This window comes from Vibrio sp., assembly GCF_047973365.1.
In the GTDB taxonomy this organism is placed as follows: Bacteria; Pseudomonadota; Gammaproteobacteria; order Enterobacterales; family Vibrionaceae; genus Vibrio.
Genome location: NZ_JBKEBW010000158.1, coordinates 17,809 through 29,929, shown reverse-complemented (window position 1 = coordinate 29,929; position 12,121 = coordinate 17,809). Strand labels below are relative to the sequence as shown.

General features: G+C 43.6%; 8 protein-coding genes and 1 pseudogene. 3 read left to right on the top strand and 6 right to left on the bottom strand.

Annotated features, from left to right (window positions below; translation table 11 throughout):
- Positions 1–216: pseudogene (locus ACK5MF_RS18570) on the bottom strand (hypothetical protein); the annotation flags it as partial.
- Positions 217–369: 153 nt separating this feature from the next.
- Positions 370–2,664, bottom strand: a complete 2,295-nt coding sequence (gene metE, locus ACK5MF_RS18565) for a 5-methyltetrahydropteroyltriglutamate--homocysteine S-methyltransferase (protein ID WP_416924009.1) — start codon at positions 2,662–2,664, stop codon at positions 370–372.
- Positions 2,665–2,918: 254 nt separating this feature from the next.
- Between metE and metR the strand changes: the two genes are divergently transcribed.
- Positions 2,919–3,830 (top strand): HTH-type transcriptional regulator MetR, encoded by a 912-nt coding sequence (metR, locus tag ACK5MF_RS18560; RefSeq protein ID WP_416924008.1) that lies wholly within the window; start codon positions 2,919–2,921, stop codon positions 3,828–3,830.
- A gap of 14 nt (positions 3,831–3,844) precedes the next feature.
- Here metR and ACK5MF_RS18555 read toward each other — a convergent pair whose 3' ends face one another.
- Together ACK5MF_RS18555 and ACK5MF_RS18550 are read right to left on the bottom strand one after the other, a co-directional pair.
- On the bottom strand, positions 3,845–4,045 hold the full coding sequence (locus ACK5MF_RS18555; RefSeq protein ID WP_416924007.1) for a DUF4250 domain-containing protein: 201 nt from the start codon (positions 4,043–4,045) through the stop codon (positions 3,845–3,847).
- 91 nt (positions 4,046–4,136) lie between these two features.
- On the bottom strand, positions 4,137–4,820 hold the full coding sequence (locus ACK5MF_RS18550; RefSeq protein WP_416924010.1) for a hypothetical protein: 684 nt from the start codon (positions 4,818–4,820) through the stop codon (positions 4,137–4,139).
- A gap of 189 nt (positions 4,821–5,009) precedes the next feature.
- On the opposite strand from ACK5MF_RS18550, the gene ACK5MF_RS18545 reads away from it, so the two are divergent.
- Positions 5,010–7,334 carry a YgiQ family radical SAM protein gene (locus tag ACK5MF_RS18545; RefSeq protein WP_416924006.1) on the top strand — a complete coding sequence of 775 codons (2,325 nt, stop codon included), beginning with the start codon at positions 5,010–5,012 and terminating at the stop codon, positions 7,332–7,334.
- 91 nt (positions 7,335–7,425) lie between these two features.
- Here ACK5MF_RS18545 and serC read toward each other — a convergent pair whose 3' ends face one another.
- Both serC and ACK5MF_RS18535 read right to left on the bottom strand, forming a co-directional pair.
- Positions 7,426–8,520, bottom strand: a complete 1,095-nt coding sequence (gene serC / locus ACK5MF_RS18540; RefSeq protein ID WP_416924004.1) for a 3-phosphoserine/phosphohydroxythreonine transaminase — start codon at positions 8,518–8,520, stop codon at positions 7,426–7,428.
- A 164-nt stretch (positions 8,521–8,684) separates the two neighbouring features.
- Positions 8,685–9,968, bottom strand: a complete 1,284-nt coding sequence (locus ACK5MF_RS18535; RefSeq protein ID WP_416924003.1) for a DUF945 family protein — start codon at positions 9,966–9,968, stop codon at positions 8,685–8,687.
- Positions 9,969–10,177: 209 nt separating this feature from the next.
- On the opposite strand from ACK5MF_RS18535, the gene ACK5MF_RS18530 reads away from it, so the two are divergent.
- Positions 10,178–12,118, top strand: a complete 1,941-nt coding sequence (locus tag ACK5MF_RS18530; protein WP_416924002.1) for an ATP-binding protein — start codon at positions 10,178–10,180, stop codon at positions 12,116–12,118.
- The last annotated feature ends 3 nt before the right edge of the window (positions 12,119–12,121 follow it).

Below are 12,121 nucleotides of genomic sequence, written 5' to 3'. Positions count from 1 at the left end.
ATGCTTTACATTTGAGCGACCTTCTAAATTACGCCCAATAGTGGTCAGGCTAAGTTCATTTCCTCGAATAAGGGCATTGCTACAATCGAACAATGATTTAACTCGAGCCTGATTAAAGTTCTTTAGAGATTTAGAAAGTGTTTTGTGGCAAAATTTTGTTATAAGCATGGCATCTTGAGTTGTGTTTTTTGTTTTTTGGCGATTACATAAGATCACAACTCGCCATGCTTGTCTATTTTTTGGGGATTCGTCAGTGCCTTCGCAGGAATGACGGTAGGGTTAGGAATATCCGGTATAAATCGAATACCAACTTTGTCAACAAACTCAGGGAGCTGATATGAGCCCCCTGTTTTTTATTCCAACTTGTGATTAAGCTGCATTGCTTTGTGCTTCTTCGCGCAAGGTTTTTGCCGCTAACACCATGTTGATCAGTGAGGCTTCCACTTCTTTCCAGTTACGAGTTTTCAGGCCGCAATCCGGGTTTACCCATAGTCGTTCTGCTGGGATCTTGGCAGATGCTTTACGTAACAGCCCTTCAATCCATTCCTGTGTTGGAATGTTTGGCGAGTGAATATCGTAAACACCCGGACCAATTTCGTTTGGATAATTGAAATCTTCAAACGCTTTCAACAGTTCCATATTCGAACGTGAGGTTTCAATAGTAATCACATCCGCATCCAGTGCAGCGACTGAATCAATGATTTCATTGAATTCGCTGTAACACATATGTGTATGTATCTGGGTGTCGGCTGTTGCACTTGCCGCAGAGATTTTGAATGCTTCGACAGCCCAGTCTAAGTATGCTTTGTGATCACGCTTCTTCAGCGGCAAACCTTCGCGAATCGCCGGTTCATCAATCTGAATGATATTAATCCCTGCATCTTGTAAATCAAACACTTCGTCACGCAGCGCCAGAGCCAACTGCTGGGCAATCTCTTTGCGGCTGATATCTTCACGGGGAAATGTCCAACATAAGATAGTGACAGGTCCAGTAAGCATGCCTTTCATCTTCTTCTTGGTTAGCGACTGTGCATAGCTAGACCATTCAACCGTGATCGGTTTTTCACGTTCAATATCTGCGACAACAATTGCTGGCTTCACGCAGCGTGAACCATAACTTTGCACCCAACCAAATTGCGTGGTTTGGAAACCCGCGAGATTTTCCGCAAAGTACTCCACCATGTCGTTACGCTCGGCTTCACCATGTACTAATACATCTAATCCCAAAGCTTCTTGGCGTTTCACTGCATCGGCAATGTGCCCTTTCAATGCAGAAATGTACTCAGCTTCTGGTAGTACTCCTGCTCTGAACGCGCTACGTTGAGTACGAATTTCACCGGTTTGAGGGAATGAGCCAATGGTCGTGGTTGGAAATAATGGCAAACCAAGTTGCTGTGCTTGTTTTGTCGCTCTTTGCTGATAAGGCTCACTTCTTTCTACTAACGAAGCCGTAATTGCATTCACTCGGGCTTGCACTTGAGGCTTGTTAACATGAATGGCGGTCTTTCGCTGTACAATTGGCAGGCTATAAGTATCACAAGCCAGAATGGCTTGTTGCTCACCATCCAATGCCCGTCCAAGTAGGGCAACTTCTGTCACTTTCTGTTTGGCAAATGCAAACCAGCTACGCACTTCTGCTGAAAGACTCTGTTCTAGATCTAAATCAACCGGGCTATGAAGCAGTGAACATGAACTTGCGACCCAAAGGCGGTCACCCAGCTTATCTTTCACTGGTTGTAACTGATTGCGCAGATGACCCAAGTCGGCACGCCACACGTTTCTTCCGTTGATAGCACCGACTGACAACACCCATTGTTCTGGCAACTTGTTTAATACGTTATCGAGCTGTTGTGGTGCAGCCGAAATATCAATATGAAGACCATTGACTGGCAGAGCAATTATCTTGTCGAGCGTGTCAGTCACTGAGTCAAAATATGTGGTGAGGAGTAGTTTAACCTCTCCTTGCAGCACCTGATACGCCAGTTTAAATGCGTCCTGCCATTGGCTTTCAAGTTCAAGGGATAGAATGGGTTCATCAATTTGAACCCACTCGATCCCTTGCTTAGCCAATTTAGATAAAATATTTTGGTAAGCCGTCAGTAAACGAGGCAGCAAAGTTAACCGGTCAAAATTCTCTTCCACCTCTTTTCCGAGATAAAGATAGCTCACCGGCCCCAATAACACTGGTTTTACATTTACTCCTGTTTTAACGGCTTCGTTCACTTCTTCAAATAGCTGCGGCCAACTGACTTCGAATTTATCGTCAGAACTAAATTCAGGAACGATGTAGTGATAGTTGGTATTGAACCACTTAGTCATATCCGATGCCGCACTACCGCTACAGCCGCAAGAGCTTTGCGATTGACCGCGTCCAACACGAAACAGCGTATCGAGATCAGGGAATCCGTTTCGATGACGAGCAGGAACATGCCCAAGCAGCAATGTGGTCGTCAGAACATGGTCATACCATGCAAAATCGCCCGCAGTTGCAAAACTTAAACCGGTTGATTGTTGTAACGCCCAGTTGTTGTGGCGGATTTCGCTACCCACCGCTTTTAGCTCTTGTTGAGTGATGTCACCACGCCAGTATTTTTCTAGTGCAAACTTTAGTTCGCGTTTTTCGCCAATGCGTGGATAACCCAAAATATGTGTAATAGTCGCCATGTAATCGTTCCTTTTGTTAATCTGAGACCAAACAGAAAAGATGTCTGGATGGCTAAATAATCAACTTAACGAAACTATGAAACAAACGACTAATATTCAACTTGTCTATTAATAATATTCATGTTTGTAGAACAAGATCCGACGTAGTTTGATAAATCAAACCACCAAATAGCCATCTAGATGTTTACAGCTCCAAAAAAACGGCGTAACTTAGGTGAAAATTCATGATGCTTAAGGAATGATGAGGAAATCTCATGATAGAGCTAAAACATTTACGCACGATTGCTTCGCTGCGGGACACGGGATCATTGACCTCGACAGCGACTTCACTCCATTTGACTCAATCAGCCCTTTCTCATCAGATTAAAGACCTAGAAGCGAGGCTTGGTAGCCAGCTTTTCTTACGCAAAACACGACCGGTAAAGTTTACTTCCGAGGGTGAAATACTGCTTAAGCTTGCCGATGAGATTTTGCCGAGAATTGCCAAAGGGGAAAATGAGCTCGTCAGTTTGAAAGAGGATGTGAACGGCAGGCTGCATATGGCGATTGAGTGTCATTCTTGCTTCCAGTGGCTTATGCCTGCGTTAAGAGAGTATCAAGTGGCTTGGCCAAGTGTTGCTTTGGATTTTTCTTCGGGTTTTGGTTTCGAACCACTTCCTGCTCTGTTAGCTGGTGAGTTAGATTTGGTGATTACTTCAGACATTCTTCCTCGCTCTGAAGTGCATTATGAACCACTGTTTGATTTTGAAATGCGCTTAATCACTGCAACGAATCATCCTCTTGCGAATAAAGAGTGGATCGCTCCTGAAGATATTGCCGATCAGACTCTACTGAGTTACCCAGTACAAAAACAGCGTTTAGATGTAGTGAAGCACTTCCTGCAACCTGCGGGCGTAGAGCCAGCGAAATGGAAACAAGCGGACAACACATTGATGTTGGTACAGATGGTCTCGGCAGGGTTAGGTGTCGCTGCTCTGCCTAATTGGGCAATCAGTGAATTTTCTCGCCAAGGATTGATCACCAGTAAACCATTGGGTAATGGCTTATGGCGTCGACTGTTTGCGGCGGTGCGTAATAGCGATAAAGAGAAACGTTACTTGCAAACATTTTTTGCTACTGCACGACAACAATGCAAAAGCCACCTTGAAGGGATCAAGATGGCTTAAAAATGCAATTAAACTTAGCGACCTGAAGATTTGAACTGGTTGGTCAATGGATCATAACGAAAACCGAGATGACTCAATTTGCCAACCACGTTTTCAACGTTCATCTCATAAGTAGAAACTAGCTCATCCAAACTGTCGCACTCTAAGCGCAACTTCTCGTTCACTATGCCTAAGAGAATAATACTGTCCAGTTTATTAACATTACTCAAATCCATATTGGCACTCCTTTGAACAAAATCCACTTATTAAGCCTAGTCTGTATTTCGCACAAGAAAAGTGATTTTGCTCTCGGGAGTAAAATGGCAACTATTGGATCAGGTACAAGCTATGAAAACCGGTGCAAGCAAGCAACACCAATAAGAAAGCGACACTTAGCTGACCTTTCTCTGGTTTCTTAGCGGTAATGATATGCCAGCTCCAAAATACAATTCCACCGATCAACAAACTAAAACTGATCAGCAGTGGCGTAGTGAGTTGAGATAGCGTTTCACTATCAAGAGAATAAGCAAACGGCACAATACATACCGTCGTCGCCATTGCAGACAAAATCCCCACCACAGGCAAGATTCGATGAAAGGCATCTAGTCGACTGCGAGCAATAGACAAAAGCATGTTCGCGAAAGCAGATCCAAGTAAAAAGATCATCATAAACAGCGATAGCGAGGCGCTCCAACTTGGTGCTTCACTAATAAGGATACCGACGTAAGCTAAAGAAAGTCCGTTAACTAAGTAAAGAACCCACAGAGGCCCTTCATCACGGGTTTTGCTGGTTTGAACACGTGAATAGAAATAGAAAATGGCAAAAACCACCATAAATGCTTCGATTTTAATCGAAGCGACCGCTAACCAAAGTACACCTAAAGAAGGTAGAACCTTATGTAAGCGTCCTCGTTGACCAGGACAAATTTCACCTTTGACCAAAATCATCGTCAGAATGATTTGAGTGCCCAAAAGCATAGGAGCGAAAACAGAGAGTAGTGAATAAACCATAATTTCAAATAGCTGAGCCAGTTTTAATAGAGGGTGATAATAGCAAAGCACGGTTCTCTTTCCTATCTCTGCTGACTTTCCTATATCTAGCAACACAGAAAAATCCCCAACAAAGATGAGGTGATGTTCCGCTAGATACTCCATCTTCAAGCCGCTATAATGCGCACCTCTCAAACACAAGGTTAAAATATGTACAGCAATATTACTCCTATCCATCAACACAAAAAGTACTGGGCAGCCTGCTTCGGCACGGCACGCTTTTTACCTACCAGCCGTAAAGAGATGGATGCGCTTGGATGGGATAGCTGTGACATTATTATTGTGACTGGTGATGCTTATGTTGATCACCCAAGTTTCGGTATGGCAATCATTGGTCGTCTGTTGGAAGCTCAAGGTTTTCGCGTCGGCATCATTTCGCAACCAGAGTGGCAGAACAAAGACGCGTTTATGGCGCTGGGTAAACCGAACTTATTCTTCGGCGTTACAGCAGGCAACATGGACTCGATGATCAACCGCTACACGTCAGACAGAAAATTGCGTCATGATGATGCGTACACGCCAAATAACGAAGGCGGTAAACGCCCTGATCGTGCAACCTTGGTTTACTCTCAACGTTGTCGCGAAGCGTATAAAGATGTACCGATTGTTCTTGGCGGCATTGAGGCTAGCCTGCGCCGTGTTGCTCACTATGATTATTGGTCTGACAAAGTTCGTCGTTCAGTATTGTTTGATGCAAAAGCCGACATCCTGCTGTTTGGTAACGCAGAGCGCGCTTTAGTTGAAGTGGCACATCGGTTAGCCGATGGCGAGTCCATTAGCGATCTTATCAACGTCCGTGGTACAGCGATTAACCTTGCTTCGCTACCAGAAGGCTTCAAAGTCATCGACTCATCACGCATAGATAAACCTAGTACGCCATTTGTCCCAACAAATCCGTACGAAATTGAAACTCAGTGTGAAAGCAAAAAAGACGAAGAAGAAGCAAAACCGATCACGGTTCGGCCTTCACGCCATGATGCGAAAACTACAGCAGTACGTCTGCCTTCGTATGAGAAGTTACTCAATGACCGTATTCTTTATGCTCATGCTAGTCGCGTGCTGCATTTAGAAACAAACCCGTACTCTGGTCGTGCACTGATCCAAAGCCACGGTAACCGCGAACTATGGGTCAACCAAGCTCCTATTCCATTAACTACAGAAGAAATGGACTATGTGTTTGATTTACCGTACGCACGTGTGCCACACCCTAAATACGGTAAAGACAAGATACCTGCGTATGACATGATCAAGACGTCAGTCAACATTATGCGTGGCTGTTTTGGTGGCTGTTCTTTCTGTTCAATTACCGAACACGAAGGTCGAATTATTCAGAACCGTTCAAAAGAATCGATCATCAACGAACTGAAAGATATTCGCGATAAAGTACCGGGCTTTACTGGCACTATCTCGGACTTAGGTGGTCCAACCGCAAACATGTACCGTTTAGGTTGTTCTGACCCTAAAGCGGAAGCAAACTGTCGTCGTCCTTCCTGTGTTTTTCCCGGCATCTGTCATAAATTGAATACAGACCATAAGCACACTATCGATTTGTATCGCGAAGCGCGCAAAGTGGAAGGCATTAAGAAAGTGATGATCGCGTCCGGTGTTCGCTACGACCTCGCGATTGAGTCACCAGAATACGTGAAAGAACTTGTGACTCACCACGTAGGCGGCTACTTGAAAATTGCTCCAGAGCATACTGAAAAGAACCCGCTCGATCTGATGATGAAACCAGGTATGGGGACATTTGACCGCTTTAAAGAATTGTTTGATAAATACAGTGCGGAAGCGGGCAAGAAACAATACCTTATTCCTTATTTCATCTCTGCCCATCCGGGCACAGAAGATGAAGATATGGTGAATTTGGCGCTTTGGCTGAAAAGCCGTGATTACGAGTGCGACCAAGTACAAAACTTCTACCCATCACCGATGTGTAACGCAACAGCGATGTATCACTCTGAAGTGAACCCGCTTAAACGGGTGAAGTACAAAAAGCGTGAAGATGTCACTGTGCCCAAAGGCGATCGACAAAGACGCTTACACAAAGCTCTGCTTCGTTATCACGACCCATTAAACTGGCCTTTGATCCGTGAAGCATTGATTAACATGGGTAAAAAACATCTTATCGGCGATAAACCTGGTTGTTTGGTGCCTGCGGAAGACAGCGACAAGTTCACACCCGCTCAACGTCGCAAGTCTGGTCGTCACGGCTCAAACCGATTTGCCACTAAGCATACCAAGTCACAACCGGGATTTGATGCACTGCGTGGTAATAATGAACGTGGTGAAAACAGCCGTAAAGAGCACAATCGCGACAAACCACGTGGCAACAAAGCCTCGGGCAATAACAAATCAGGTGCAAAAAGTTCCTACGGCAATTCGCAAGGTCAAGGTAACGGTCGTTCACAAGCAAACGCTCGACCAAATGTAAATAAAGCCAAAGGACAAAGCCGAACTTCTCAACGTACGCAATAAAGCGTTGGTAAATCGCACAATCAAAAAAGCGCAGTTCAACTCGGACTGCGCTTTTTATTACCTGCTTTCTCTGTCACAACGGTTGTGCTATTTAAGCGTACTGCTTTTCAAACTCTTTCATAAACGAAACAAGGGCTTGAACGCCTTCAAGCGTCATCGCGTTATAGATTGATGCACGCATACCACCTACTACACGGTGACCTTTCAGTGAAGTTAAACCACGAGCTTCAGCTAACTCAAGGAAAGTACCGTCTAGTTCAGGCTTCGCTAACTGGAATGGCACGTTCATTAGAGAACGGTTGTCTGGATGAATACCGTTACGGTAGAAATCTGACGAATCAACGTAATCGTATAGCAATGCTGCTTTTTCGCGGTTGATTTTCTCAATCGCTTTTACACCACCCTGCTCTTTCAACCACTTAAATACCAAACCTGATAGATACCAGGCGTACGTCGGTGGTGTATTGAACATTGAATCTTGTTCTGCCAACAGCTTGTAGTTAAGGATGCCTGGAACAAGGTCACTTGCTAGCTCAAGCAAATCATCACGTACAATCGCGATACAAATACCCGCAGGACCAATGTTTTTCTGCGCACCCGCGTAGATAACACCGTATTTCGAAACATCAATTTCACGAGAAAGAATCGTTGAAGACATATCAGCAACGATGGGTTTATCCGTTACGGGTAGATCGTTAATCTCGATGCCATCAATGGTCTCATTTGGACAAAAGTGGACATAAGCCGCTTCTGGATCAATTTTCCATTCACTTGCTGGCAAAATAGCAATTTTGCCATCTTTCTTTACTTTCGCGTCAAAAACATCTGTTTCACAGTATTTTTGCGCTTCGTTAACCGCGCTCTCCGCCCAATAGCCACCATCAATGTAAGTCGCTTTCTTCGCATTACCCATGAGGTTTAACGGCACGGCTGCAAATTGTGCACGTGCACCACCTTGGCAAAACAGCACTTTATAGTTGTCTGGGATATTAAGAAGATCGCGTAAATCCTGTTCAGCGTCTTGTGCCACTTTAATGAAAGGTTTGCTGCGGTGGCTAATTTCCATAACCGAAACGCCCATGCCGTTCCAATTAACAAATTCAGCCTGTGCTTTTTCCATCACGGCTTTTGGTAACGCTGCTGGACCAGCACTAAAGTTATAAACAGTGTCCGTTTTCGGCTCCATGTGTTCCTTGCTCCTGCTATCGATGATGAGTGTGATTAATACCACTTTTTTCATCGGATAAAAAGCAACAAAAGAGGTCTTTCGACCTCTTTTCTTCAACTAATCTAAATTTCAAAGACTATTAGCTAGGTGACACTATACTCAAACGACTTGGAGTTGTAGCGTCAAGTAGGAAGAGTATGTAATCGCACCATCATCGCAGACATCAATAATGCAAAGAGTGGCACTTTCTGACCATTTGAGAACACCGCGTTTCCATCTTTGACATCAGCTTTCAACTGATAACCTTGATCATTCTGCGTCATCATGTCCATTAACATCAGTTCATCAACGCCTTGCTGAATGACAGGATAATCCGCGACAAGTTGATTGGAGACAAACACTTCCAGATCACCCGTTAATGAAGACAAAACAACGCTTGGATCTTTCGATACCCCATTGGTTCCTTGCGGGATATTTAACCTGATGTTAGAACGAAACTCACCATCGTCAATGGTCAAAGTAAAAGGATTAATACTAACAAAGAATCCATTAGCGAATAACGATTCGATATGCGGCATCGCCTTTTGCAGATCATCAGCATTCAAATACGGATTGCTCTGATAGATGTTTGAAAGCGCCAGAAAAGCTTCACTGTCCACATCACCCAGCGTGAAATCTAGCTGCAGATCATTTACCTCCTCATCTTGAGCAATCAGTTGCTCGATATTCACTTGATGAGTGCCAGTAAATCGAGACTTGTCAGCATTAAGCTTAGATGCAAATTGATAAGAAGTATTATCCATAGCAAGTAAGGTTGAACCTAAGCCATCGTCAAGTGTTAAGCTACCAATGGTGACATTCTGTTTTCCTATCCAAAAACCAGCGTCCTGCTTGCCGCTACCTTGCCCCGTTAAGTCAGAGAGCAACATGTTTTCGCCTGATGCAAAATTCAAAGCAACGGAGGGAATGGAAACATTAAAATCCACATGTCCTAACGTAGTAATGGTGCCATCAACTTTAGATGAAAATATTGAAATCGCAACGGAGTCTGAACCTTCCGTTTGATAATGCCAATTATCCAATGTGGAAGAAAAACTGGTGTTGCCGTTAAGCTGAGTCGTACTGCTTATGACCAACGGTGAGTCCTGGTAATCAGGAAAAGTCGATAACGCAGAAATGCCCACCAGACCATGCCGAATATCACTGTTAACGATGACTTCTGTAGGTAGACCTTCAGCCATCATTTGCTGTTTAACCACTGGACTGGTCACGCTAAATCGAGTTTGCACATGTGAAGAGAGGTACCCGCGATCATAGCTGATCAGCTCCGCAGATATTTCATCACTGCTAATATGTTTCAAACCATCGGTAATCACATTTTGACCAATTTGCCCTACCGCTAAAGGCCAACATAACGCCAGCGATACTGCACCACCCACCGCAGCAACTATTTTTAATGTTTTCATATGGAAATTCCCAAATTATTTAATGCAGTCTAGCGAGAAGGTTCTGTTTGCTCAAGTCAGCACCGAGAGAATTGATCGTAAAAGTGTCAGTAAATTCAGAATATTGAAGATCCTTTACTCTTATTTAGCATTCTAAAACCTCGCTCTCAGTTCGTTTTTACGTCACTTGCTAAAGTAATAATGTCAGATTTCAATATGATGAGAGCACCGTGAATCAATACGCCCTACTCTGCTTAGATAGTAACCCAATTAGTACCGAACAGTGGCAGCAAGAACTGCGACCTTTTGCTACTAAGTTTGACCTACATACTGCTGATTCCTGCGAGGAAGCACAGCAAGCATTAGAGTATCTCGAAAAGCAGGACCAAAAAGTCGCTTTAGTCATCGCCAGTCACAATGAGAACTTAGACGGCGCTGACTTTTTAATTCAGCTCGATAGAATGGAGTACACCAAAGCAGCCCGTAAAATTCTCATCAGTTGTGGTCAAGATATTCAGGCGATAGTCAGCGCTGTTAATGAAGGGCGTTTAGATTACTGCTTAACTAAACCTCTGCAAAATAACGTCCTCTATAAAACCGTTATTCAAGAACTCACGACCTATGTTTTAGAAAACGACAAGGACAACGCACTTTATTACAGTACGGTACTTGATCAACAACGGTTGTTGCGTGCTCATATCGACAATAAAATGCACACCTACCGTCAGGGTTTTATTACCGAATATCATCAACTCACAGATACAGAGCTCGCAGATCAAGTTGTTAGTGCCTTATATCAATTTTTTGAAAAGCAGGACGACACTAAAGCCTGTCGAACCTACTCTGCCGACCATCTTTTGACCGTTGAAGGGAAAGAAAATCGCTTTCTATGGTTCATCACTGAAGGCGAAGTCGCCTTGTATAAAAAAGATAAGCACGGACAGCAGAGAGAAGTCGTTCGTCATCAAAAAGGTAACATTGTCGGTGGAATGTCTTTCGTCACTGGCGAATATTCCTTTTCTACCGCAATAACCTTGACCAAAACCGAAGTCATTAAATTAGACCGAGATGTATTCGCTAAAGTGATGCACACCAACACCGGCTTGCTGCCCCTGTTTACCAACCTACTGCTTCGTCATTTCAATCGACGGTTACAAAGAAGCATCAACACTAAAATACAGTTGCAAGAAACGCTCGAATCACTGGAATCTGCCCATCAGCAATTGATTGAAGGTGAAAAAATGGCAATGCTTGGACAGTTGGTTGCTGGTGTTGCCCATGAGTTAAACAATCCCGTATCTGCGATTTTGCGAGGTACAGATACGCTTTCCAGTAATATTGAAACGATTGTTGAATCCTATGCTGATTCAGCAATAAATAACCAGGGTGCACAAATGCTCAAAGCAGCGCTAGCTGCCAAGCCCATCTCGACATCAGAAGAGCGTGAGCTAACCAAACAATTAGACAGCAAAATACACCACCGCCTGCTTGCAAAAAAAATGGTCAAGATAGGCCTTAATGATAATGAATCATTTGTCAAACAAGCCAAATCTAACCCTGATGCTATGTTGAAAAATGTGGAATCACTTGAACGCTACCATCAGACAGGTGCCACACTTCGTTCCATAAAAGTTTGCGCACAAAGAATTACCGACATGGTAAAAAGCTTAAAAGGTTATGCTCGTACAGACGATGAAACTTTCCATATCGTCGATATCCATGAAGGAATTGAAGATACTCTCGTTATTTTTGAAAATCGGTTGAAACTACATAAGTTAGTCAAAGAGTACGCTGATATACCAAAAGTTCGCTGCCTTCCCATCGCACTTCAACAAGTTTGGACAAATTTAATTTCAAATGCGATAGATGCCTTCCCTGAAAAAGGAATATTAGAGATTCATTCTTATTTAGAAGAAAAAGGTGGGCAAACTTATGCCGTGGTGAGTTTTAAAGATAATGGCCATGGCATTTCAGAAGAGACGCAAGAAAAAATATTCGAGCTAAATTACACCACAAAACGGGAAGGAAATTTTGGTCTAGGGATCGGGCTTTCCATTTGCCAACAGATAATGCATCAACATCATGGTTGGATTGACGTTGAATCTAAACTGGGTGAATACACTAATATGCGAGTATGGCTTCCTCTACTCCTCGCCACCAATGAACAATAAGGA

Coding starts and splice junctions, on each gene's coding strand:
- metE (WP_416924009.1), bottom strand. CDS start 2,664: ATGGCGACTATTACACATATTTTGGGTTATCCACGCATTGGCGAAAAA.
- metR (WP_416924008.1), top strand. CDS start 2,919: ATGATAGAGCTAAAACATTTACGCACGATTGCTTCGCTGCGGGACACG.
- ACK5MF_RS18555 (WP_416924007.1), bottom strand. CDS start 4,045: ATGGATTTGAGTAATGTTAATAAACTGGACAGTATTATTCTCTTAGGC.
- ACK5MF_RS18550 (WP_416924010.1), bottom strand. CDS start 4,820: ATGGTTTATTCACTACTCTCTGTTTTCGCTCCTATGCTTTTGGGCACT.
- ACK5MF_RS18545 (WP_416924006.1), top strand. CDS start 5,010: ATGTACAGCAATATTACTCCTATCCATCAACACAAAAAGTACTGGGCA.
- serC (WP_416924004.1), bottom strand. CDS start 8,520: ATGGAGCCGAAAACGGACACTGTTTATAACTTTAGTGCTGGTCCAGCA.
- ACK5MF_RS18535 (WP_416924003.1), bottom strand. CDS start 9,968: ATGAAAACATTAAAAATAGTTGCTGCGGTGGGTGGTGCAGTATCGCTG.